This window comes from Phytopseudomonas dryadis, from assembly GCF_004327355.1.
Taxonomy (GTDB): domain Bacteria; phylum Pseudomonadota; class Gammaproteobacteria; order Pseudomonadales; family Pseudomonadaceae; genus Aquipseudomonas; species Aquipseudomonas dryadis.
In genome coordinates this window covers 230,702-255,247 of sequence record NZ_QJUM01000002.1, presented here as the reverse complement: position 1 = coordinate 255,247, position 24,546 = coordinate 230,702, and the positions used below count along the sequence as shown (strand labels likewise).

The following is a 24,546-nucleotide window of genomic DNA, read 5'->3' as shown; positions in this document are numbered from 1 at the left end:
ATGAAGACGTCCCGTCCGCTCGGTTTCTATGTGCTCAGCGTGGTCTTCGCGCTGTTCGTGCTGTTCCTCTACGGCCCGACCCTGACCATCGGCATCCTCTCGTTCCAGGGCCCCAGCGGCGGCCTGACCTTCCCCATGAACGGCGTGTCGCTGCACTGGTTCCGCAACCTGTTCCAGGCCCAGCAGGTCGGCGATTTCGGCGGCTCGTTCAGTCGTTCGATCCTGCTCGGCCTGGGGGTGATGGCCTGCACCCTGGTGTTTTCCCTGCTCGCCGGGTTCGCCTACCGGCGCCGCTTCGCTGGCGGCCAGGCGCTGTTCTACCTGACCCTGGCCAGCCTGATCATTCCCTCGATCCTGGTCAGCCTGGGCATCGGTCTGATGTACGACCGCCTCGGCTGGGAACCGAACTGGTTCAGCTCGGCCTTCGGCGCGCACCTGACCTGGACGCTGCCGTTCGGCCTGCTGATCATGTTCGCCGTGTTCAACCGTTTCGACCGCTCCTATGAAATGGCCGCCCGCGACCTCGGCGCCAGTCCGTGGCAGACCGTGCGCCTGATCGTGCTGCCGCTGATCGCGCCGAGCCTGTTCGGCGTCGCGCTGTTCGGCCTGACCCTGTCCTACGACGAATTCGCCCGCACCCTGATGGTCGCCGGCAGCTTCAATACCCTGCCTCTGGAAGTGTTCGGCATGACCACCAACGTCACCACCCCGGTGCTCTATGCGCTCGGTACCCTGACCACCTTGTTCTCCTTCAGCCTGATCGCCCTGGTGCTGTTGCTGATGCGCCTCAGCGCCCGGGGTGGCAAGGCATGAAGATCCGCGTGATCAACCCCAATGCCTCGGCGGCCATGGCGCAGATGCTCGGGCAGGCCTGCCAGCGGGTGAAGGCGGCTACTACCGCACTGAGCGTGATCCACCTGCCGGGGTCGGCGCCGAGCATCGAGGGGGCGGCCGATGGCGCCCGGGCGGCCTTTCATCTGCTGGACGCGGTGGCCGTCGCCGAGCGCGAAGGTGTGCAGGGCCTGGTCATCGCCTGCTTCGACGACACCGGCCTGGACGCCGCCCGCGAACTGGCCAACGGCCCGGTGCTGGGCATCGGCGAGGCGGCGATGCACGCGGCGAGCATGCTCAGTGTGCGCTATTCGATCCTCACCAGCCTGCCACGCTCGATCCACATCATCGAGCGCAACCAGCGCAGCTACGGCCTGGATCGGCGCTGTGCCGGCATCCACGCCGCCGATATCCCGGTGCTGGAACTGGAGCGTGACCCGGCCCACTACCCGCGCCTGGTCGAGCTCGGCCGCGCACTGCTGGAGGCGGATCGCAGCGAATGTCTGGTGCTCGGTTGCGCCGGCATGAGCCAGTGGGCCGCCGCCTTGCAGCGCGACCTCGGGGTACCGGTGGTGGATGGTGTGCAGGTGGCGCTGAAATGGGTCGAGGCCCTGGTGACGCTCGGCCTGGGCACCAGCAAGGCGCTCAGTTATGCGCTGCCCAGGGTGAAGCAGGGCTGACGATCGTTGCCGCAGCGGCCCTCACCCCCGACCCCTCTCCCGGGGGAGAGGGGAGCAAAGCGCGCTCTGCATGGCTTGCGCTGAAACCTCAACAGACCCTAGGCTGGGCCGGACATTTTCAGGGAGTCGTTGCATATGTTCGAGTCTGCCGAGATCGGCCGCGCCATTGACAAGGCTACTTTCGATACCGAGGAGCCGCTGTTGCGCGAGGCGCTGCTCGAGGCGCAGTACGCGCTGCGCGAGCAGGGGCGGTTCGCCGTGATCATCCTGATCAACGGCATCGAGGGGGCGGGCAAGGGCGAGACGGTGAAACTGCTCAACGAGTGGATGGACCCGCGCCTGATCCAGGTCAGCACCTTCGACCAGCAGACCGACGAAGAACTGGCCCGACCCGCCGCCTGGCGCTACTGGCGGCAACTGCCCCCCAAGGGCCGCATCGGCATCTTCTTCGGCAACTGGTACAGCCAGCTCCTGCATGGGCGGGTGCACGGCGAGCTGAAAAAGGAGCAGTTGAGTCAGGGCATCGTGGGTGCCCTGGGCCTCGAACAGATGCTGTGCAACGAAGGCACGCTGATCTTCAAGTTCTGGTTCCACCTGTCCAAGAAGCAGATGAAGGCGCGGCTCAGGTCGCTGCGCGACGACCCGCTGCACAGCTGGCGCCTGAGCCCGCTGGACTGGCAACAGTCGAAGACCTACGACAAGTTCGTGCGGGTCGGCGAGCAGGTGCTGCGCCGCACCAGCCGCGATTACGCGCCCTGGTACATCGTCGAAGGGGTGGACGCCTGCTACCGCAGCCTGACGGTCGGGCGCATCCTCCTCGAGGGCTTGCAGGCGGCGCTCAGGGATACCACGCGGCGCGCGCCCTTGCCGCATACCACGCCGCTGATGACCAGCATCGATCAGCGCAGCCTGCTGGACAGCCTGGACATGAGCCTGGCGCTGCCCAAGGCCGATTACCGTGAGCAACTGACCCGCGAACAGGCGCGCCTGTCACGGCTGATGCGCGACAAGCGCATGCGCCGGCATGCCCTGGTGGCGGTGTTCGAAGGTAACGACGCCGCCGGCAAGGGGGGCGCCATCCGCCGCGTCGCCGCCGCCCTCGACCCGCGCCAGTACCGTATCGTGCCGGTCGCCGCGCCGACCGAGGAGGAACGCGCCCAGCCCTATCTGTGGCGGTTCTGGCGGCACATTCCGGCGCGTGGCAAGTTCACCGTGTTCGACCGCTCCTGGTACGGCCGGGTGCTGGTCGAGCGGGTGGAGGGGTTCTGCGAGCCCTCCGACTGGCTGCGCGCCTATGGCGAGATCAATGACTTCGAAGAGCAGTTGAGCAACGCCGGCGTGGTGCTGGTCAAGTTCTGGCTGGCCATCGACCAGGACACGCAACTGGCGCGCTTCCAGGAGCGTGAAGCCAACCCGGTGAAACGCTTCAAGATCACCGAGGAGGATTGGCGCAATCGCGAGAAATGGCCGCAGTACCGTGACGCCGTCGGCGACATGGTCGATCGCACCAGCACGCAGATGGCGCCCTGGACCCTGGTCGAGGCCAACGACAAGCCCTTCGCCCGGGTCAAGGTGCTGCGTACCCTCAACGATGCGCTGGAGATGGCGTTCGCCAAGGCGGACAAGGACGGGTAGGGAGATCGGGGCGCGTAGCCGACGCTGTTTTCATCCACTCGATAGGGCGCTACACGGCCAGTGGTTTGCCGCGATTTACTGTGAGAGCCGCGCCCCCGCGGTGAATGGCGGCTGCGCCTTGGACTCTGCGTGATGGCCGCCCTCGCATCGCGCCGGGGGCGACGCTCCTACACGGTCGGTGGTTGGCCGCGATCTTGTAGGAGCCGCGCCCCCGCGGCGAATGGTGGTCGCGCCACGGATTCTGCGGAATGGCCGCCCTCGCATCGCGCCGAGGGCGACGCTCCTACGCGGGCGGATCGCCGCTTTTCTGCAGGCGCCGCTCCCCCGGCGATAGGCTCAGACCCGGCTGCCTAGCAGTTCGGCACGGCGCAGCCAGTTCTGCCGCTGGGCTTCCGAGGATGGGCGAACCGGCGAGAACTCTGCCAGCTGGCGGGTCTTGATACCGCAGAAGCCGAGGATGGTGCGGGTCATCTGGCGGTGCGCCGGGGCGCCGTAGATCCAGCGGAAATACCAGCGCGGGGTATCCAGGGTGACCAGCAGATCGGCGGTGCGGCCGCTGAGCAGTTTGTCCCAGAGCGGCGAGTTGCTGCGGTACTTGAAGGCGAAACCGGGCAGGAACACCCGGTCGAAAAAGCCCTTGAGCAGCGCCGGCAAACCACCCCACCAGACCGGGTAGACGATCACCAGGTGCTGGGCCCAGTGAATCTGGCGCTGGGCCTCGAGCAGGTCGGCCTCCAGGGTCTGGCTCTGGGTGTAGCCTTCGTGCAGCACCGGATCGAAGCTCATCTCGCCGAGCTTGAGCTGGCGCACCACGTGACCTTCGGTGCGCGCGCCGAGGGCGTAGGCTTCGCCCAGCGCATGGCACAGGCTGTCGCTTTTCGGGGTGCCGATGATCATCAGGATACGCTTGCCGTCACCTTCCAGTGGCGTGGCGCCGCTCTTGGCCGTTTCAGTCATGGTGCCCTGCCTCCAGCATGGTCTCCGGGCGAACCCAGGCATCGAATTGTTCCGCGCTGAGGTGGCCGAGTGCCAGGGCCGCTTCGCGCAGGGTGGTGCCGTCCTGATAGGCCTTCTTGGCGATCTCGGCGGCCTTGTCGTAACCGATGTGCGGGTTGAGCGCGGTCACCAGCATCAGGCCCCGTTCCAGGTGTTCCGCCATGCGCTGTGCGTCCGCCTGCAGGCCGACGATACAGTGCTCCTTGAAATTGCGACAGCCATCGGCCAGCAGGCGTGTCGATTGCAGCAGGTTGTGGATGATCACCGGCTTGTACACGTTCAGCTGCAGGTGACCCTGGCTGGCGGCGAAGCCGATGGTCACATCGTTGCCCAGCACCTGGCAGGCCAGCATGGACAGGGCCTCGCACTGGGTCGGGTTGACCTTGCCGGGCATGATCGAACTGCCCGGCTCGTTGGCCGGCAGGCGCACTTCGGCAAGGCCCGCGCGCGGCCCGGAGCCGAGCAGGCGCAGGTCGTTGGCGATCTTCATCAGGGCGATGGCCAGGGTCTTCAGCGCTCCGGACAGCGCCGCCAATGGCTCGTGTCCGGCCAGGGCGGCGAACTTGTTCGGCGCGCTGCGCAGCGGCAGGCCACTGAGCGCCGCCAGCTCCGCGGCGATCGCCTCGCCGAAGCCGGGCGGCGAATTGAGCCCGGTGCCCACGGCGGTGCCGCCCTGGGCCAGCTCGCAGACCGCGGTCAGGGCGGCGCGGATGGCCTGCTCGGCATGTCCCAGTTGGGCCACGTAGGCCGACAGTTCCTGGCCGAAGGTGATCGGGGTGGCGTCCATCATGTGGGTGCGCCCGGTCTTCACCAGTCTGGCGTGGCGCGCCGCCTGATCCGCCAGCGCCTGGGACAGTTCGTCGATGGCCGGCAGCAGGTCATTGTGCACGGCGCCGACGGCGGCGATGTGCATGGCGCTGGGGAAGCAGTCGTTGGAGCTCTGCGCACGGTTGACGTGGTCGTTGGGGTGTACCGGGCTCTTGCCGCCACGGGCGTTGCCGGCCAACTCGTTGGCCCGGCCGGCGATCACTTCGTTGACGTTCATGTTGCTCTGGGTACCGCTGCCGGTCTGCCAGACCATCAGGGGGAACTGTTCGTCGTGCTGGCCGGCGATGACCTCGTCGGCGGCCTGCTCGATCAGGCGGGCGGTATCGGGGGGCAGCTCGCCGATGCGGTCGTTGACGCGTGCCGCGGCCTTCTTGATCAGGGCCAGGGCATGAATCACCGCGATGGGCATGCGCTCCTCGCCGATGGCGAAGTTGATCCGCGAGCGCTGGGTCTGGGCGCCCCAGTAAGCGTCTTCGGGGACGTCGATAGGGCCGATGCTGTCGGTTTCGGTGCGACTCATGGGGTGGCTCTCCGCTTCGATTCAGCTGCGTTAGGCTGTCGCAACCGGCAAGCGGTTCCCTTCACCAGCGCGCTCGTGTCGAGCCGAGCCAGCCCTGGGCGGCGGCGACCGGCACGCGTTCGCCGTCGGGGCCGCGCAACAGGCCGTGGTAATGGCCGAACCACTGCCGGGTATCGGCATACAGCGGCCCCACGCGGGGCCTGGCGATGTGCTCCTGTTTCGGCGTGAAGGTCAGCTCCACCTGCCCATCGTCGGTGTACAGCCGCCAGGGTGCCAGGGCCGACGCTGGCGCCTGCCGGATGTGCACCTGCTGCTCCAGGTGCAGCAACTGGCCACCGAACCACAGGGCGTTCTCCGACAACCCGCTATGGTCCGTCCAGCCGGCGCCGAAATTGCCGCCTATGCCGCCAGGCGCGGCGAAGGCCGCGCGTGTCCAGTGGCTGTTGAGCGGCCATACGCCCCGGCCGAAGTCCATGGAGGCGTAGCCCTGGCCGATGGCGCAGTGGTATTCCCGCTCGCCGATCTGCACGCTGCCGCTGACGGGCAGGCCGACCTGGCGGCAGGTGGCGTGAAAGCCACGCCTGCCCAGGGGCACGACCAGATTCACCGACTCCAGGTGCGCGGGGCGCTGCACGTCCAGCGCCACTTGCAGCGGTTGACCGCCGAAGTTCGCCGCCGTGGCGGTGAGGCGCAGGCGAGCGGGGTACTCGCTGAAATGCAGTTGCAGGCGTGAGTGCCTGAACGAGTGGCTGCCCTGGGGATGATCCGGCAGGCAACAGCCCCGGGCGAACGGGCTCAACTGACTGTGCGAGACGTTCTCCGCGCTGTCCAGATCGAGGAAGTAGACGGCGCCGTAGCCGACGTAATCGAGGTCGGCCTGGGTCAGCGACAGCGTCCACTGCGGGGTGGTGATGCACCAGTGGTTCCAGCGTTTGCGCCGGCCGATATTGCCGGGCAGGGAGCAATCCACCCGTGGCCGGGGCGACCAGCCCACGGCCTGCGGGTTGAGCCGACCACGAGGGTCGCACAGCGGGATCGATAGCGGCGGTGGAACGAAAGGGCTATTCATCGTGCACGTCCATGTGTGCGGTCATCTCCTCAAGGGCAGGATGCCAGGTGGCCGCCGAGCATGCTCGTTACGGTGCGCCTTGAACAAGTACTGGCATTTTGGATGTCGTTCGAAGGGTGCGCCAGTCGGCATTTGTGATTAACCCACAGAGCCGGGCAGGCTTGAATGGACTTGAGGCGCGGGGCGATTGGGGCACAAAATGGCCGGCCGTGGGTCAAAGCACCTCATCCTTCCGATCAGGAGTACCCGATGTCTCGTCTACCCGCACTCTGCATTGCCGCGCTGATGGCCGCCAGCAGCACCCACCTGCTGGCCGATGCCCGCAGCCATGCCGCCGATGCCGAGCGCTTCCTGCAGCTTGCCCGTGCCGACAAACTGGCCGTGCCGGTGTACGCCCAGGTGCAGCAGATGTTCGCCCAGCGCTTTGCCGAGAGCCAGGCGCCGCAAAGCAAGCAGGCCGTATTGGAGACCTATCAGGCCAAGGCCAATGCCGAGCTGGACAAGGCGGTGGGCTGGGACAAGCTCAAGCCGGACATGGTCAAGCTCTACACCAGCAACTTCAGCGAGCAGGAGCTCAAGGAACTGATCGCCTTCTATCAGTCGCCCCTGGGCCAGAAAGTCCTGCAGAAAATGCCCGAACTGACCGCGCAATCGGCCGAGATCACCCAGAGCAAACTGGAGTCCGCGGTGCCCGCGGTGAACAAGCTGCTGACCGACATGAGCAGCGAACTGGGGGCGAAGAAGCCCTGACCGAGTGGCCCGTTCTAGCGGGCCGCTGCCTACACTGGAGCCCTTGATGTCGAAACTCGAACACCTGCGAACCGCCTTCACCGCCTTGCAACCCGAGCATCTCGAAGTGCTGGACGAGAGCCACATGCACAGCCGGGGTCTGGAAACGCACTACAAGGCGGTGATCGTCAGTGCGCAGTTCGATGGCCTGAACGCGGTCAAGCGCCATCAGAAGGTGTACGCCGCCCTGGGCGAGCTGATGGGCCAACTGCATGCCCTGGCCCTGCACACCTATACGCCCGTCGAGTGGTCGGGGCAGGGCGCTGCCCCCGACTCGCCGACCTGCCGCGGCGGCAGCCGGCGCGAGCACTGATCGTGTGAAAGACACTCGAGGAAAAGCGCTGGAGGCTGGAGGGCTGAACGAGAAACCACTATTTTCCTGGGTGCTAGTGTCGTGTCAACCCTGAAATGTCGGACTCCCGTGGATATCGTCTTGCCCCCTGGCCAGCAAGAGCCCGTTCGGAATCCGGGTTCGCCTGTAGGAGCGCCGACCTCGGCGCGATGCGATGGCGGCCATTGCGCAGAAATCGCGGTATGCCCACGATTCGCCGCGAGGGCGCGGCTCCTACACGAGTGCGGCAATGCTGCACCCGGTGTAGATACCGCACGACCGACATTTGATCTGTGTCGCGCACTAGGGCTGCTTTTCCCTAAGCCTCCAGCCTCCCAGCGCTGTTTTCGGCTCGGGCTCCTGCTTCGCTCTACCTCCTGCATCCATGCAGTCGTCGGCTTTTCGAGCGCGTAGCGCAATTGCCCTGGTCGTGGGAGGATTGGCCCTACACGACAGCGTCCAAGACCAGTAAACTTCGCGGTCATTTTCACCGGTGTGCAGCGCGGCCGCGCCGTGCACCGCTCACTCCCGGTCCGCCCTTTGCGTGGGCGACTACTGAAGGATGTTTGCAATGACCGACAAGATCGTCGTGGCGGCGCTCTATAAGTTCGTTTCCCTGCCCGATTACCAGGCGCTGCGCCAGCCGCTGCTCGATACCCTGCTGGCCAACGATATCAAGGGCACCCTGCTGCTCGCCGAGGAGGGTATCAATGGCACCGTTTCCGGCAGCCGCGCAGGCATCGACGCGCTGTTCGCCTGGTTCGCCCTCGATCCGCGGCTGAGCGATGTGGATCACAAGGAGTCGTACTGCGCCGAGCAGCCGTTCTACCGCACCAAGGTCAAGCTGAAGAAGGAAATCGTCACCCTCGGCGTGCCGGGCGTCGACCCCAACCGGCGCGTGGGCAGCTACGTCGAGCCGCGGGACTGGAACGCCTTGATCAGCGATCCCGAGGTGCTGCTGATCGACACCCGCAACGACTACGAAGTGGCCATCGGCACCTTCGAAGGGGCGCTGGACCCGCGCACCAAATCGTTCCGCGAGTTTCCCCAGTACATCCAGGCCAACTTCGACCCGAGCCGGCACAAGAAGGTGGCGATGTTCTGCACCGGCGGCATCCGCTGCGAGAAGGCCTCCAGCTACATGCTCGGCGCCGGTTTCGAGGAGGTCTACCACCTCAAGGGCGGTATCCTCAAATACCTGGAGGAAGTGCCCGAGCAGGAGACGCGCTGGCAGGGCGACTGCTTCGTCTTCGACAACCGGGTCACCGTGCGCCATGACCTCAGCGTGGGCGACTATGACCAGTGCCATGCCTGCCGTACGCCGATCTCCGTGGAAGACCGCGCCTCGGAATATTTCTCGCCGGGCGTGAGCTGCCCGCATTGCTGGGACTCGCTGTCGGAGAAGACCCGCGCCGGCGCCCGTGAGCGGCAGCGCCAGATCGAGCTGGCCAAAGCACGCAATCAGCCCCATCCTCTGGGCTACAACCCCCGCCAGAAGAACGAGGCCTGAGCATGCAAGCGCGGCTGCTCTACGTGATGGATCCGATGTGTTCCTGGTGCTGGGGCTTCGCCCCGGTGGCCGAGGCCCTGGCCGCTCAGGCCGCTGCCAGCGGGGTGCCGATGTACCTGGTGGTCGGTGGCTTGCGCCGCGACCGCATCGCCATCGACAGCGCCACGCGGGTGCGTTACCTGAGCTACTGGCAGGCGGTCAACGCCGGTACCGGGCAACTGTTCAACTTCGACGACGGCTTGCCCGAAGGCATGCTCTACGACACCGAGGCGGCCTGCCGCGCGGTGGTCACCGTGCGCCATCTCGACCCGCCGAGCGCCTGGCCCATGGCCAGGCGCATCCAGCAGGCCTTCTACCAGGAGGGTGCGGACGTGACCAAGGCCTCGGTGCTGGTGCTGCTGGCCGAAGAGGTGGGCATCCCGCGCATCGAATTCGCCGAGGCTTTCGACAGCAGCGAACAGCAACTGGCCACCGCCGCCGATTTCAGCTGGGTGCAGGATCTGGGCATCGCCGGTTTCCCCACGCTGCTCGCCGAGCGTGACGGCCAGCTGGCCCTGCTGACCAATGGTTACCAGCCGCTCGATGCCTTGTCGCCCTTGCTCGGGCGTTGGCTGGAGCGCGCCGTCGATGGTTGATCGGTTGAGCTGGGCGGAGATCCGCCGCCTGGCCCTGCACCACAAGAAAGCCTTGCTGCTGGCCAATGCCGTGGCGGTGTTCGCCACCCTGTGCAGCGTGCCGATCCCGCTGCTGCTGCCGCTGCTGGTCGACGAAGTGCTGCTCGGCGATGGCGATGCGGCATTGACGGTGATGGACCGCTTCCTGCCGAGCGACTGGCAGACCGCGGTCGGCTATATCGGCCTGATGCTGTTTCTGACCTTTCTGCTGCGCGGTTCGGCGCTGCTGTTCAACGTGCTGCAGGCGCGCCTGTTCGCCGGGCTGTCGAAGGACATCGTCTACCGCATCCGCATCCGTCTGATCGAACGGCTCAAGCGTATTTCCCTGAGCGAATACGAAAGCCTGGGCGGCGGCACGGTGACCACCCACCTGGTGACCGACCTGGACACCCTGGACAAATTCATCGGCGAAACCCTCAGCCGCTTCCTGGTCGGTGTGCTGACCCTGGCCGGTACGTCGGCGATCCTGCTGTGGATGCACTGGCAACTGGCCCTGCTGATCCTGCTGTTCAATCCGCTGGTGATCTACGCCACGGTGCTGCTGGGCAAGCGCGTCAAGCACCTGAAGAAGCTGGAAAACGACAGCACCTCGCGTTTCACCCAGGCGTTGACCGAGACCCTGGAGGCGATCCAGGAGATCCGCGCCGGCAACCGCCAGGGCTTCTTCCTCGGCCGCCTCGGCGGGCGTGCCCGCGAGGTCCGCGACTACGCGGTGGCCTCGCAGTGGAAGAGCGACGCCTCGAACCGGGCCAGCGGCCTGCTGTTCCAGTTCGGCATCGACATTTTCCGCGCTGCGGCGATGCTCACGGTGCTGCTCTCCGACCTGTCCATCGGCCAGATGCTGGCGGTGTTCAGTTACCTGTGGTTCATGATCGGGCCGGTGGAACAGTTGCTCAGCCTGCAGTACGCCTTCTACGCCGCCGGTGGCGCGCTGACCCGCATCAACGAACTGCTGGCGCGCGCCGACGAGCCGCAGTACCCGCAGCAGGCGGACCCGTTCAGCGGGCGCGACACCGTGGGCATCGAGGTGCGCGGGTTGTCGTTCGCCTACAACGAGGAGCCGGTGCTCGACCGCTTGAACCTGAGCATCGCCCCGGGCGAGAAGGTCGCCATCGTCGGCGCCAGCGGTGGCGGCAAGAGCACCCTGGTGCAACTGCTGTTGGGGCTGTATACGCCCCAGGCCGGCAGCATCCGCTTCGGCGGCAGCAGCCAGCAGGAGATCGGCCTGGCGGCGATCCGCGAGCACGTGGCGGTGGTGCTGCAGCATCCCGCGCTGTTCAACGATACGGTACGCGCCAACCTGTGCATGGGCCGCGAGCGCAGCGACCAGGCCTGCTGGCAGGCCCTGGGCATCGCCCAGTTGGCGCAGACCATCCGGCAACTGCCCGCTGGCCTGGATACCGTGGTCGGGCGTTCCGGCGTGCGCCTCTCGGGCGGCCAGCGCCAGCGCCTGGCCATCGCCCGCATGGTGCTGGCCGAACCCAAGGTGGTGATTCTCGACGAAGCTACTTCCGCGCTGGACGCGGCCACCGAATACGCCCTGCACCAGGCCCTCGGGCAATTCCTCCAGGGGCGTACCACGCTGATCATCGCCCACCGCCTGTCAGCGGTTAAGCAGGCCGACCGGGTGCTGGTGTTCGACGGCGGCAGCGTCGCCGAGGACGGCGATCATCGCCAACTGATCGCCGATGGCGGCCTGTACGCCAAACTCTACGGCAACCTGCAGCACTGACGGCCCGCAGCATACGGCTTCGCTGTGGGCAATCGGGGCCTGTCCGGCATGATGGGCCGGCAGCCGCCGCCGGCGCAGCACTGTGGCTGGGCGCTAGTGCCACATCACAGATAAAATGTCGTATCCGAGCGAGGTTGCGCAAAGGCAGGAGCGGGCGGCCGTAGGATGGGTGCAACCCATCGGCAATTGATGGGTTTCACCTGCGCGGCCCGACCCATCCTACGGTCTGAAAGACGAAAGCGGCCTTCGATCGAAAACGCTTGAGGCTGGAAAGCTGGACGAAAGAGCCCATGCGGTTTGCTTGTCGTTCAGCCTCTAGCGCTTCTATCGGTCGTCCGCAGCCCCCATTACGATTATTACCCCGTTCGCCGCCTCCTAGAGGCCCGCTCGAATGTTCCCTTGCTGCCAGCGCGTTTCACTGTCGGCTAGCGCCTGGGCGACGTCGCTCAACTGGGTCGAAGGCAATTCGTTGGGCAGCGGATCGAGACCGATGCTGGCGAACAGTTGACCATAGCTGTTGCGGAGCTCGGCATAGGCCAGATCGCGGCGCAGATCGGCCTGCAGGGCATTCAGCTCGCCCTGGATCAGCGCGAGTTCACCGATCCCCTGGGCCGTGTGGCGGTTACGCAACTGCTCGGCGATCTGGCTGTCGAGGCGGGACAATTGCTGGCTGGTCAGGAACTGACGCCGGGCCTCGTTGAAGTTGGCGTTGGCCACGTGGAGCTGGGCCAGCACCGCCATGGACATCGCCTGGCGCCGCGCCGCCGCCACTTCCTCGCCGGCCTTGGCCACATCGATGGCCGCCGGTGCGGAGAGCACGTTGAACAGGTTCCAGGTGACCTTGACGCCATAGTCGGCCCAGCTCTGGTTGACTAGGAAGCTGTTGCTGTCGTAATGGCCGCCGGCGCTGAACTCCAGGCCGGGCAGCAGGCGCAGCATGGCCTTGCGGGTTTCCGCGGCGCTGATGCGCGCCTGGTAGTCCTGTTCGCGCAGTTCCGGGCGGTTGGCCAGGGCCTGCTGCTCCATCTGCGCCAGCTCGACCTTGAGTTCCGGTACCTCGTAGTCGCCGGAGGCGGCCAGTGTGAGGTCTGTGCCCAGGGGCAGGTTGATCAGCGTCGCCAGCTCGGTCTTGGCCAGGGACAGCGCCCGGCGCTGCTCTTCCAGCTGGCGCGTGGCCTCGATCAGGGCGCGCTGGTAGCTCAGGGCCTGTACCGGATCGCCGATGCGTTGCTCGCTGAGGCTCTGGCTGTTGTCGCGGGCCTGGCCGACGCGGGCCATCAGGTTGTCGATCTGCTGCAGCATGCGTTCAGCCGCCACGGCGCGCCAGTAGGCCGAGCGCACGTCCTGGATGATGGTGTGCACGACCTTGCGTCGCCGCTCCTGGACGATCAGGCGCTGGTCGGCCTGTTGCTTGGCGCTGACGTAGCTGACACCGAAGTCCAGCACGTTCCACACCATGGTCAGGTCCGCCACGCCGCGGTCGCGATCCTGGGAGGTGGAGGGCTCGAGGGACTGGGTACCGGTGTCGATGCTCTGGCTGCTGGAGGCGCTGACGTTGTTGCGCCCGGCATACCCGGCGGAGAGCGCCATGCGCGGCAGCATGTCGAAGCTGGCGAGATCGAGCTGGCGCTTGGCCAAGGCTTCCTCCATGACCTTGAGGCGACCCTCGAGGTTGTATTTCACCGCGCGCGCCATGGCCTCATGCAGGGTCAGGGGACCGCTGAGCGGCTCCTGATCCTTGAACATGGCGAGCAGATCGTGTTGGGCGCGCTGTTCGCTGATGCCACGCTCGATCGGCTGGCTGGTCACGGCACACCCGCTGATAGCCAGGGCCAGCAGGCTGGCACCGAATAGTTTCTGCTTTCTTTTCATCCTTGGGCCGCCCCCTTGTTACGGCTCAAACTCATTATTCTTCTTTCGTTGCAATCAGACCTGTGATTCGACCGCCGTAAGCTGGCCCAGCGCCAGGGCCAGGTCGCGCAACTGCCGTTGCTCGCTTTCCTGCATGTCGTGCAACTGCTGGCCGAGCGTCGGCGCGCCGAAGATGCCCGGCAGCCCTGGACCAGCGTCGGCCTTGCCATCGAGGCTGTTCTGCGATGCCGGCGCGCTCGCCGCTTCGCTGCCGAAGATCAGCGACAGGGTGCTGGCGCCGAAGACACCGCCATCGCCCCCAGCGAAACCGAGGCGGCTGGCGGCGGAGCCGCCGATGCTGCCGTAGTGGCTGGCGAACACCTGGGCGAGGTAACCCGGCGCCAGGGTGCCGTTGGGCAAGAAGATGGAGCCCGGCGCCGGCATGCCGCTGCCCAGGGTGCGCGGCTCGAAGAGCGGGGTGGGCAGCAGGGGCGAGTGCATTGGCGCTTCCGGCAATGGCGGTGCCGACGGGTACGGCGCGGGCGTCATGTCCGGCATGTTCGCCGGGGGATTGGCGCGGAACTCGGGATCGCCTTGCGGCTGTTGCGCATTCACCGCGGCGATCTCGCCCGCCGCGCTGGCGCTCAGGGTATTGCCCACGGCATCGCTGATGCCGCTGCCGGCCGCGTTCAGGGCCAGGCCGATACCACCCATGCCGCTGAGGTTGCCGACCTGGACGCGATAGGTTCGGGCATCGACCTGCACCAGCGACTGGATGGTGCCGGCGGCGGTGCCGCTGGTGAGCAGGGAGAAGTCGCCGGCGTCCACCCCGGTGACCGCTTCGCTGAAGGTGACGAGGAACTGCAGGGTCGTGGCGGACGAGCCAGGGTCGCGAACGATGCTCGACACGCTCGGCGCCGTGCTGTCGAGCAGGATGCCCGAGGTATCGCCGACGCCATTGAGGGCGGGGAGGGTGTCGTTGCCCGCCGCATCGCGCAGGCTGCCGCCATTGGTTTCGATCGCGCCGCCGAGGCTGAAACCGCTGCCGTCCGCCTGACCCTCGGCGAGCGTGAGGCGGAATACCAGCGTCGGGCTGCCCGAGCCGGACAGGTAGTCGGCGTACAGGATGCTGCCGTCTTCCAGGGTGATGGCGATACGCGGGGTGCCGCCGCTGCTGTCGACGATGACCGCCTCGGACAGATTGACGGTGAAGTCGAGAGGCTGCCCGGCCACGTAGGCGCCGCCGGGGGGAACGCCAACCGAGACGGTCGAGGCTGGCTGGGTATCGATGACCAGGCTTTGCGCGGCGGACGAACTACTGTTGCCGGCGGCATCGGTACTGATGACGGAAACCGCGTTGCTACCGTTGACGTCCAGCGCCAGGCTGCCGGCGACCGGGGTGGCGCTGGCCAGGTCGAGGCTCCAGGCGCCGCCGCTGGCGACGGTGGTATAGGTCGCGCCGCCAATGCTGATGGTCACGGTGCTGCCACTTTCGGCGGTGCCGCTCAGCAGTGGTGCCGTGCTGTTGGTCAGGGCCGGCGAGGTCACGGCTGGCGTGGCGGGCGCGGTGGTGTCGATAAGCAGGGTCTGCGAGGCGGTGGCCGAGACATTGCCGGCGGCGTCGGTGGCGGTGACCGAAACGGGGTTGGCACCGTTGGTGTCCAGCGCCAGGACGCCGGCGACCGGCGTGGCGCTGGCCAGGTCGAGGCTCCAGGCGCCACCGCTGGCGACGGTGGTATAGGTCGCGCCGCCAATGCTGATGGTCACGGTGCTGCCACTTTCGGCGGTGCCGCTCAGCAGTGGTGCCGTGCTGTTGCTCAGGGCCGGCGAGGTCACGGTGGGTGCGGTGGGCGCGGCGGTGTCGATGATCAGGGTCTGGGTGGCGGCGCTCGAGGTATTGCCCGCCGCATCGGTGCTGGTGACGCTGACCGGGTTGGCGCCGTTGACGTCCAGCGCCAGGCTGCCGGCGACCGGTGTGGCGCTGGCCAGGTCGAGACTCCAGGCGCCGCCAGAGGCGACAGTGGTATAGGTCGCGCCGCCGATGCTGACAGTGACGGTGCTGCCGGTTTCAGCGGTGCCGCTCAGCAGCGGTGTCGTGCTGTTGGTCAGGGCCGGCGAGGTCACCGCGGGCGCGGTGGGCGCGGTGGTATCGATAAGCAGGGTCTGCGAGGCGGTGGCCGAGACATTGCCGGCGGCGTCGGTGGCGGTGACCGAAACGGGGTTGGCACCGTTGGCGTTCAGCGCCAGGACGCCGGCGACCGGTGTGGCGCTGGCCAGGTCGAGGCTCCAGGCGCCGCCGCTGGCGACGGTGGTATAGGTCGCGCCGCCAATGCTGATGGTCACGGTGCTGCCACTTTCGGCGGTGCCGCTCAGCAGTGGTGCCGTGCTGTTGCTCAGGGCCGGCGAGGTCACCGCGGGCGCGGTGGGCGCGGCGGTGTCGATGATCAGGGTCTGGGTGGCGGCGCTCGAGGTATTGCCCGCCGCATCGGTGCTGGTGACGCTGACCGGGTTGGCGCCGTTGCTGTTCAGCGCCAGGCTGCCGGCGACCGGGGTGGCGCTGGCCAGGTCGAGACTCCAGGCGCCGCCAGAGGCGACAGTGGTATAGGTCGCGCCGCCGATGCTGACCGTGACGGTGCTGCCGGTTTCAGCGGTGCCGCTCAGCAGCGGTGTCGTGCTGTTGGTCAGGGCCGGCGAGGTCACCGCGGGCGCGGTGGGCGCGGTGGTATCGATAAGCAGGGTCTGCGAGGCGGTGGCCGAGACATTGCCGGCGGCGTCGGTGGCGGTGACCGAAACGGGGTTGGCACCGTTGGCGTTCAGCGCCAGGATGCCGGCGACCGGGGTGGCGCTGGCCAGATCGAGACTCCAGGCGCCGCTGCTGGCGACGGTGGTATAGGTCGCGCCGCCGATGCTGATGGTCACGGTGCTGCCGGTTTCAGCGGTGCCGCTCAGCAGCGGCGCCGCGCTGTTGGTCAGGGCCGGCGAGGTCACCGCGGGCGCGATGGGCGCGGTGGTATCGATAAGCAGGGTCTGCGAGGCGGTGGCCGAGACATTGCCGGCGGCGTCGGTGGCGGTGACCGAAACGGGGTTGGCACCGTTGGCGTTCAGCGCCAGGACGCCGGCGACCGGGGTGGCGCTGGCCAGATCGAGACTCCAGGCGCCGCTGCTGGCGACGGTGGTATAGGTCGCGCCGCCGATGCTGATGGTCACGGTGCTGCCGGTTTCGGCGGTGCCGCTCAGCAGCGGTGCCGCGCTGTTGCTCAGGGCCGGCGAGGTCACGGCGGGCGTGGCGGGCGCAGTGGTGTCGATGACCAGGACCAACGTCGCGCTGGCGCCCGAGATGTTGCCCACCGCGTCGGTGGCGGTGACGGTGAGGTTATGGCTGCCCTCGGCCAGGGCGCTGCTGGTGATGCTCCAGTTGCCGCTGCCGTCGGCCGTGGTCATGCCCAGCAGGGTGGTGCCGTCGCTGTCGTAGAGGCGGACGCTGCTGTTCGCCTCCGCCGTGCCGGTGAGCGTGGGCGTGGTGACGTTGGTGATACGGTCGCCGAGCGTCCCGCTGTCGGACGCGGGCGCGATGGTGAGGCTGGGCGTGCTGGGCGCGGTGTTGTCGAGGATGTAGATTTCCCCGCTGCTGTAGCCGCCCGCGATGGGGCTGGCATTGCCGTTGGCGATGCCAGTGCCGCTGGCGTTGAGGTTCAGGCGCAGGGTGCCGTCGCCGCTGATGCCGGTGAGCGTCACGCTGTAGGTGATGTTGTCCGAGGTCTGGATGGCGGTGATGCTGCCCACCGCCGTGCCGGTCGTGCTCAGCGAGAAGTCGCTCGCGTCCACGCCGGTCACCGCTTCGCTGAAGGTGACCGTGAAGACCAGGGTGTCGGCATTGGTCCACTGGGCGGCACCGCCCGCGCGCACGATGCCCGTCACCTCGGGAGGCGCTTGCGTGATCGTCAGGGTGAAATCGTCGTACACGCTCAGGCTGCCATCGCTGGCGGTCACGCGCACGCTGATCGCGCCATCGGCGCCGAGTGTGCCGCTGAAGGTGCGGCTGGCGGCGTCGAACTGCAGCCACGCGGGCAGCGCGCTACCGTCCGTCAGGGTGGCGCTGTAGCTGAGCGTGGTACCGGCATCCGGATCGGCGAAGGCGCCGGCCGGCACGGTGTAGGAGAAGGCGGCACCGACGGCGCCGGTCTGGTCGGCCAGCGGCGTGGCGACTATCGGGGCTTCGTTGACGTCGGTGAGGGTAATGGTGAAGGCTTTGTCGAGCCAGGCGCCGCCGGAGTCCGTGCTGCGCACGATGACCGTGTAGCTGCTCTGGGTCTCGTAGTCGAGCACGGTGCCGGCCTGGAAACGCAGCTGGGTGCCGACGATGACGAAGACCCCCGCGTCCGTGCCACCGACGATGCTGTAGCTGTGGCTGTCGCCGATGTCCACGTCGGTGGAGGTGAGGGTACCGATGGTCAGCTCGGTGGCGGTCGAGCTGTTCTCGGCGACCGTGGTGTTGCTCAGGCTGACGTTGATGGGGGCGTCGTTGACGGCCTGCACGACGATATTGGCCTGCGCCATGCCGCTGGAGAATGCCGTGCTGCCGCCGTTGTTGCTGGTGTCGGCGGTGCTGCGGGTCATGTTGGTGGACGCGGCGCCGCTGGTCTGGTCCCAGGCGCGGAAGGTGAGGGTGGCGGTTTCGCCGTTCATGCCGTCCGGCGCGTAGCGCACCCAGGTCGTGTCGGAGAGCAGCAGCGCGGCCGCGCCGGAGACGGTGCCGATGTTGTTCCAGCTGCTGCCGTCCAGCGAATACTGCCAGGTTCCACTGCCGGCGGTGACGGTCACGGCGATGCCGGCGGCGGGGCCATCCGCGTCGGCATGGCTCAGGCCGGCGAGCAGGGTGGAAACCAGGGTGCCGGTGGAGATGGTGTTCTCGTTGGTGGCGGGCAGGGCGTAGGGGCCTCCGGAAAGGGTGGGGGCGTCGTTGACCGCGACGACGGCCACGTTGGCGGCGATCGCCAGGTAGCGGGTATCACTGCCGCCGTTGTCGATGCCGCCGCTGTCGGTGATGGACGTCAGCGTCACCGTGCGTGCGGTGGTGGTGGGCGCCTCGCTGGCGTTGCGGTAGGTGATGCCGTCCACCAGGCTCTGCGCGGTGGCCGTGGCCAGGCCGCTGGAGGTGAGCGTGAGCGTAGCGGTGCCAGTGGTGACGCTGACGCTGTAGGTAACCCCGTTGATGGTGGTGCCGGTATTGCCGTCGAACAGCGCAATGTCGGTGCCGTCGATGCGCAGGATCTCGCTGGCGCCGTTGGCGACGTTGGACACGGCCAGGGTCAGGCCGGTGATGGTCTGACCCGCTTCGACGGTGCCGACGCTCACGTTGCTGAACAGATCCACCGCCGAGCCGTTCTCGGTGAAGGTGACGCTGTTGCCGGTTGCGCTGAGGGTCGGCGCGTCGTTGACCGGGGTGATGCTGAGCACCACGTTGGCCGGATTGCTGGTGCCTTCGTTGCTGTCGGTGACGGTGACCTGCACGGTTCGTTGGGAGGCGCCCGGATCGTCGCTCTGGTTGGCGTAGGTGAGGTTGCGTACCAGGGCCTGTACCGCGTCGGCGCTGGCATTGGCGTTGAAGGTGACGGCCAGGGCATTGCCGCTGCTGCCGCCGGTGAAGGTGCCGATCGTTGTGCCGCCGTAGGTGACGTTGGTGCCGGATACGCCGATCTGTCCGGCACCGGTGCCCTGGTTGCGTATGCCCAGGACATCCACGCCCGCCACACCGCCGGCGACGAGGGTGACGGTGACGTTGCCGCCGCTGAAATTGCTGGAGTCGCCATCGATCACGGTGGCATTGCTGCCGACGTCGAGCAGCACGGGGGCGCTGCCTTCGATGAAATTGCTGCTGTCGCCGTCGAGGTTGCCGATCACCGGCGGCAGGTTGGCCGCGTCGACGCTGATGTCGTCGACGTAGAACAGGATGTCGGCCGAGCCGTCCTGCTGGACGATGCGGAATTCGTCGATGTTCTGCCAGTCTTGGTCCAGCCTGTGATCGAGGGTGATGGTGCTGCCCAGGGCATCCAGGTTGGTTTCCGTGATGTCCTGGCTGGCGACGATGACGCCGTCCCGGTAGCCCACCACGCGCAGGGCCGAACTGGCCGTGTTGTTCTCCAGGCTGAAGGAACGCAACCAGAAGGCATCGCCGGAGGTGGACTGGAACTGGGCGGCCTGGGCCTCGCCGTAGTAGCCGGTGAGAGCGAGTGCGCCATCGCCGCTCCCTGCCAGGGCCGTATCGTTGGCGTTCTGCGTCACGTCGATGTAGTCCGGGGCATCGTTGCCCGCGGCATCCAGCAGCCGGATCGTCCAGCCATTGATCACCCGCGGGCTGTCGCCGAAGCTGTAGCCGCTGGCATCCACCGCCACCCCGTCGAAGTTCTCGCTGGAGGGGGCGGCGAGCAGGCTCGCATAGGCGTCGAAGCCGGTCAGGCTGGCGGTCTCGATCGACCCCAGGCTGACTTCCAGTGTCCAGTCGCCGCCTTTGTCGCTGGCGCCGGTCGGGTCGTCGGAGGCGGCGACGTCCGCTCCCGTCGCTGCAGCCAGTGCCTGGAGGAAAGCGCTTCCCGCGCCATCGGCACCGACCTGGCAGCCGTAGAGGAGGATGTCGCCATCGTCGGTCAGGGCCTGGCCGATGGACGCCAGCAGGTCGGAGCGGGCTTCGAGGCTGCCGCTGTCCAGCCATTGGCCTGCCAGTTGCAGCTTGCCGACGTCGCCGTGGCTGAGCAGGTGGATGGCGTCTATGCCGGAACGGCCCTGCAGATAGTCGGCGATCTGCTGCAGCCCGTCGGCCCCGCTGTCCAGCACCACCACTTCCGTGCCGGGCTGCAGGCTGCCGAGCAGTTGCTGGTAGTCCTGCACCTGGGCATCGACGAACACCACCTCCTGGCGTCCCGGCGCTGTCCCGCCGCTGGTCGTGGCGGCCATCTCGTAACTGGCAATGTCCGTTGTGGCGGCGTCCGTCGGTTGGGCATCCGCGGTCTCCGCCAGGGTGGCGGCGACCGCGCCATCGAACATCATCCGCGGTTCGAGCGCCTGAACCAGGGCGGCCCTGGCCGGCATGCCAGGCGACTGCTTGCGGGCTATCCTGTTCCACCACATGACACGCTTCCTCACCTTGCATTGTCGTTTCGTCCCCGCGTTCGCGGGGACGGTGTTGCGATCAGCCGCGCGAGGGGTAGATGCCCTGCAGCGCGATGATGAAGTTGACGCCCAGGTAGGGCGTGCGCACGGGCAGCGGCAGCCCTTCGCCGACGGGTTGGGATTGCACCGCGGGTATGTCGACGGAACTCTTCAGGCTCAGGTCGAACGGGGCCAGGGTGTCGCTGCCGCTCTGGGCGCTGCCGTACACCGGGAATGGACGGCCACTGCTGGCGGGCGCCGCTGGTACCGCGCCGACCGGCGAGGCGACGGTTGCGGTGGCGCTGGATACGGGGATGCCCACGCTGCCCGAGACGGTGACGCTCGCGCTGTGCGCGGGGATCTGGATGGAGTGCGGCGGCAACTGGGCCAGGCTCAGGCTCACGCTCTCGTTGCCGGCCGACTGGCCCAGGGCAATCGGCGACAGCCCCTGGCCCTGGCCGAAGCCCACCGGGCTGCGGCCGCGCAGATCCGGCAGGGCGAAAGTACTGACACCGTCGCCGCCGTAGGTGATTCCCAGCAGGGAGAACAGTGCCTGGTTCTGGTTGAGCGGCACCGGGCTGCCGTCACAGAAGGCATAGCCGTACGGTGCATAGTTGCCGCCGAACATCTTGATCTCGCCGAGGAATGGATCGCTCATCTCGCTTCTCCTGCGCTTTTCGTGGTTGCGGGTTGGTCCAGCGGTTTTTTCCAATGGAAAACGGCTTGCAGCACCGGACGTCCATCCGCTTCCGGCGCTGCCGGGGTCATCAGCACGGGCCAGCCTTCCTCACCGTGTGCCGACAACCGGTACACCGCCTGCGGCAGGAGGCTGCCTTCGGGGAGTGCGAAGAAGGCGCTGAACGTCTGGTGCTCCGGCGTCATGGGCTGGCCCTCGGCGACCTGGAGGAGTTCGACGTCGAGGGCCCGTTCGGGGGCTATCCATAGCTGGAAGCAGGTATTGCGCGATTGTGCGAGGCGTTCCAGGGTGGGCATCGGGTACATGGCCGCTCCTCAGGGCAGGGCTTGCAGGTGCGCGTCGGCACCTGGTGCGGCTGCTTCGCCGCGGGGCGGCCGACGCAAGGCCAGGTAGACGCCGTTTTCACCGACCCGATGGAAACCGAGATGCCGGTAGAGGCGCAGTGCCGGGTTGTAGGTCTCGACGTACAGGCCGATGCTCAGGCCGAGCGCATCGGCGCGCTCGATCAGCTCGTGCAGGAGATGGCTGCCGATACCCAGGCCGCGGTGTTCGGGCAGCAGGGCGATATCGATGATCTGCAGGTTGCTCGGCCCCCAGGACAGGTACAGGCGACCGATGGGCCGATCGCCGTTTTCGATCAGCAGGAACTGCGCGTCCGGGTACTGGGCCTGATAGTAACGATGCTGGGTATCGAATTGCTGGGCGAGGAAGTGGGCGATGGTCGTTTCGTCCCACTGGGTATGGGCCATTTCATCGGCACGGGTGGTGGCGTACAGGTGGCGCAGGAAGTCCATGTCGGTTGCCGAGATGGGGCGAACTGCTACGGGTGCTGGGTTCGACATCCTTGCTCCTGTCTGCCGAGAGAATGGGCAGCCGCGTCCTTTGTTCGGTGATGCCGGGTCTGCATACGAGCCCGGCGGTACGGCTCGATGCCGTCTCTGCGGAGCAGTGCGAAGCCAGCTCGAAGAATAGTCGAGAATGGCTGTCATGCACGTCCGCAGGCAGCTCGAGCGTGTCGCCGCGCATGCCCGGCAGTGATGGCAAAAGGATGTTAGCCCTGTCGAGTGTAGAGAGAATCAAGCGAGACTGGATATAGTCCATTTGGACTGGTTGGGGTCTGTTGCCGGCGCGTGCTGAAACGGCAACAGACCCTGGCGCTTCAGAACCCGCTTTCCCTGATCCCCAGGGCGGCGATCCGCCGCCAGGCGGCGCCCAGCAGCGATTCGCTCTGGCCGTGCAGGTGCACCACGCCGCGTAGCGGCTGGGGTGGCGCGGGGCGTTCCTCCAGTGCCCGCAAACGCACGCCGTACTGGGCCTGCAGCGGTTCGGCGCGGCCCCGGTCGTCGCGGCGCACGGCGATCGGCCCCTGGCGATCCGAGGCCAGGGCTTCCAGTTGCAGGTGCGGCGTGCCGGTGGCGTCCACCTGTTCCAGGCGTACGCGGATCGTGGCGCGGGACGGGTCATCGCTGATGAAGCGGCCTTCGGCGCCTGCTTCGAGGCGCCAGAGCTCCTTCTCGGCCAGATAGCCGCGCAGGCGCGTGCCGGTTTCCACCACTTGCAGCAAAGGCAACTGCGCTGGCAACCAGCGGCCGCTGCGCAGGTCGGCCTGCAGGTCGCGTACCGTGCCGGCATGGGGGGCGCGCAGTTGCAGGCGTTCGCGTCGGGCCTGCAGGCCGCGGTATTCGGCCAGGGCCTCGGCGAGGTTCTGCTCGAGGATAGCGGCTTCGGCCACCGTTTCGCTGCGTCCGGCCTGGCGACGCAGTTGCAACTGGAGGACGTCGATCTCGCGGCGGACGATGACCAGCCGCGAGTCGAGATCCGGCGACTCCAGTTCCAGCAGCACCTCGCCGGCCTGCACGGTCTGGCCGTCGATCACCTGCAGCGCCCGTACCCGCGCCGGCACCGGCGCGTGCACGGCGCTCACCCGCTGCGCTTCGAGCAACGCCGGCACTTCGACGCCGGCGCTCCAGGGCAGCACCAGCACGGCCATCAGGGCCAACGCCAGGGTCGCGCTCAGCAGCAGCCTGGGTGGGTGGGCGTGGTTGCGCCGGCGCCACCATTCGCGCATCTCGCGCCAGATCGGCAGGCCGATGAACCAGACCAGTTCGACCAGCATCAGGACGATGCCGAGCAGCTTGAAGAACAGGTGGTAGACCGCCAGGGCGATGCCCAGGAACAGCAGCGCCCGCCACAGCCAGGAGGCGTAGCCCCAGCACAGCAGGCGCCGACGCAGGCCCGGTGGCAGCGGTTCCGGCATCGCCTCGCCGTAGCCGAACAGGATTTCGCGCAGGCGCCAGCGACACAGGGCGAAGGCCCGCCCCTGCAGGTTCTCCACGCCCCACAGGTCGCTGAGCAGGAAATAGCCGTCGAAGCGCAGGAAGGGGTTGAGGTTGACCAGCAGGGTGGTGATCCAGGTCGCGGTGGCGAGCAGGAAGGCGGCGGTGCGCAGCGGGCCGTCCTCGAGCAGCGACCAGGCGAGCAGGGCGATGCAGGCCAGCAGCAGTTCGGCGAGCATGCCGCCGGCGCCGATCAGCAGCCGCGAGCGGCGTTCCCTGACCCGCCAGGCGTCGCTGACGTCGGTATAGAACAGGGGGAACAGCACCATGAACGCCAGGCCCATGCTCTGTACCCGGCAGCCGGCGCGCTTGGCCATGTAGGCGTGGCCGAACTCGTGACAGAGCTTGGCGAACACCAGGGCCACGCCGAAGGCGAGCATGCCGCCGAGGCTGAACAGGTGCGGGAAGGAGGCGATGAAACGTTCCCAGTCGCGCGCCGCCAGGAGGATGCCCAGCAGCAGGGTGAGCGGCAGGCCGTAGCGCAGCAGGCCGGGGCCGAAGCGCGCCAGCCAGGGCCAGCTGCGTTCGAGGAAGGCGTCCGGGCGCCACAGCGGGATGCGGAAGAACAGATACTGGTGCAGCGCCTTCTTCCACGGCGACTGGCGCAGCAGGGCGGCCCTGGTCGCGTAGCCGGCGCGCTGTTCGGCGTCGCTGGCGGCGATCAGGTCGTGCTCGCGCAGAAAGCGCAGCATCTGCTCCAGGTCGTCGTCACCCAGCGGTACGCCGGGGGTGCGGTTGGCGGCGGCGAGCACCCCTCGCACCTCACCCAGGGGCCAGTGACGCAACAGGCGCATGGCCGCCTCACCCAGCTGGAAGTAACGGCCGCGAAGCGGGTCGGCGAGGACCCAGCGGGGCGCGCCGTCGTTCGCCGGCGCGGCGTCCGACAGCTGCAGGTCGGGGCGCAGGGCGGGCAGGCGCACC

Annotated in this window: 17 protein-coding genes; 8 read left to right on the top strand and 9 right to left on the bottom strand. The window is 67.5% G+C overall.

Annotation, left to right across the window (positions count from 1 at the left end; genetic code table 11):
- The 3 genes from DNK34_RS02685 to pap all read left to right on the top strand — a co-directional run bounded on the left by DNK34_RS02685 (position 1) and on the right by pap (position 3,146).
- A complete protein-coding gene (locus DNK34_RS02685; protein WP_131177523.1) occupies positions 1-813 on the top strand; it encodes an ABC transporter permease in 813 nt (270 codons plus the stop codon).
- Positions 810-1,511 carry an aspartate/glutamate racemase family protein gene (locus DNK34_RS02680; RefSeq protein ID WP_131177522.1) on the top strand — a complete coding sequence of 234 codons (702 nt, stop codon included), beginning with the start codon at positions 810-812 and terminating at the stop codon, positions 1,509-1,511. The genes DNK34_RS02685 and DNK34_RS02680 overlap by 4 nt, the downstream gene beginning before the upstream one ends.
- Positions 1,512-1,646: 135 nt before the next feature.
- Positions 1,647-3,146, top strand: a complete 1,500-nt coding sequence (gene pap, locus DNK34_RS02675) for a polyphosphate:AMP phosphotransferase (protein ID WP_131177521.1) — start codon at positions 1,647-1,649, stop codon at positions 3,144-3,146.
- A 336-nt stretch (positions 3,147-3,482) separates the two neighbouring features.
- Here the strand turns inward: pap and DNK34_RS02670 are convergent, their stop codons facing one another.
- From DNK34_RS02670 to DNK34_RS02660, 3 genes are all read right to left on the bottom strand, one after another.
- Entirely contained in the window at positions 3,483-4,103 is a 621-nt protein-coding gene (locus DNK34_RS02670) for an NAD(P)H-dependent oxidoreductase (protein ID WP_131177520.1), read from the bottom strand.
- Entirely contained in the window at positions 4,096-5,490 is a 1,395-nt protein-coding gene (locus DNK34_RS02665) for a class II fumarate hydratase (protein ID WP_131177519.1), read from the bottom strand. The genes DNK34_RS02670 and DNK34_RS02665 overlap by 8 nt, the downstream gene beginning before the upstream one ends.
- Positions 5,491-5,551: 61 nt before the next feature.
- Positions 5,552-6,559 (bottom strand): DUF2804 domain-containing protein, encoded by a 1,008-nt coding sequence (locus DNK34_RS02660; protein WP_131177518.1) that lies wholly within the window; start codon positions 6,557-6,559, stop codon positions 5,552-5,554.
- Positions 6,560-6,808: 249 nt separating this feature from the next.
- Between DNK34_RS02660 and DNK34_RS02655 the strand changes: the two genes are divergently transcribed.
- The 5 genes from DNK34_RS02655 (at position 6,809) to DNK34_RS02635 (ending at position 11,595) form a co-directional block, all read left to right on the top strand.
- Positions 6,809-7,309: a DUF2059 domain-containing protein gene (locus DNK34_RS02655; protein ID WP_131177517.1), complete on the top strand. Its 501-nt coding sequence runs from the start codon at positions 6,809-6,811 to the stop codon at positions 7,307-7,309.
- Between the two features lie 46 nt (positions 7,310-7,355).
- Positions 7,356-7,661 carry a BolA family protein gene (locus DNK34_RS02650; RefSeq protein WP_131177516.1) on the top strand — a complete coding sequence of 102 codons (306 nt, stop codon included), beginning with the start codon at positions 7,356-7,358 and terminating at the stop codon, positions 7,659-7,661.
- Positions 7,662-8,250: 589 nt separating this feature from the next.
- On the top strand, positions 8,251-9,189 hold the full coding sequence (trhO, locus tag DNK34_RS02645; RefSeq protein ID WP_131177515.1) for an oxygen-dependent tRNA uridine(34) hydroxylase TrhO: 939 nt from the start codon (positions 8,251-8,253) through the stop codon (positions 9,187-9,189).
- 2 nt (positions 9,190-9,191) lie between these two features.
- On the top strand, positions 9,192-9,824 hold the full coding sequence (locus tag DNK34_RS02640) for a DsbA family protein (protein WP_131177514.1): 633 nt from the start codon (positions 9,192-9,194) through the stop codon (positions 9,822-9,824).
- Entirely contained in the window at positions 9,817-11,595 is a 1,779-nt protein-coding gene (locus tag DNK34_RS02635; RefSeq protein ID WP_131177513.1) for an ABC transporter ATP-binding protein, read from the top strand. The genes DNK34_RS02640 and DNK34_RS02635 overlap by 8 nt, the downstream gene beginning before the upstream one ends.
- Positions 11,596-11,970: 375 nt before the next feature.
- On the opposite strand, the gene DNK34_RS02630 is transcribed toward DNK34_RS02635, so the two are convergent.
- From DNK34_RS02630 to DNK34_RS02605, 6 genes are all read right to left on the bottom strand, one after another.
- Positions 11,971-13,467 (bottom strand): TolC family protein, encoded by a 1,497-nt coding sequence (locus tag DNK34_RS02630; RefSeq protein ID WP_131177512.1) that lies wholly within the window; start codon positions 13,465-13,467, stop codon positions 11,971-11,973.
- A gap of 54 nt (positions 13,468-13,521) precedes the next feature.
- Positions 13,522-20,571, bottom strand: a complete 7,050-nt coding sequence (locus DNK34_RS25840; RefSeq protein ID WP_131199522.1) for an Ig-like domain-containing protein — start codon at positions 20,569-20,571, stop codon at positions 13,522-13,524.
- A gap of 61 nt (positions 20,572-20,632) precedes the next feature.
- Entirely contained in the window at positions 20,633-21,250 is a 618-nt protein-coding gene (locus DNK34_RS02620) for a phage tail protein (protein WP_131174588.1), read from the bottom strand.
- A complete protein-coding gene (locus DNK34_RS02615) occupies positions 21,247-21,594 on the bottom strand; it encodes a DUF6916 family protein (RefSeq protein ID WP_131174587.1) in 348 nt (115 codons plus the stop codon). The genes DNK34_RS02620 and DNK34_RS02615 overlap by 4 nt, the downstream gene beginning before the upstream one ends.
- A gap of 9 nt (positions 21,595-21,603) precedes the next feature.
- Positions 21,604-22,131 carry a GNAT family N-acetyltransferase gene (locus tag DNK34_RS02610; RefSeq protein ID WP_131174586.1) on the bottom strand — a complete coding sequence of 176 codons (528 nt, stop codon included), beginning with the start codon at positions 22,129-22,131 and terminating at the stop codon, positions 21,604-21,606.
- Between the two features lie 317 nt (positions 22,132-22,448).
- On the bottom strand, positions 22,449-24,545 hold the full coding sequence (locus tag DNK34_RS02605) for a site-2 protease family protein (protein ID WP_131174585.1): 2,097 nt from the start codon (positions 24,543-24,545) through the stop codon (positions 22,449-22,451).
- Between the last annotated feature and the right edge of the window lies 1 nt (position 24,546).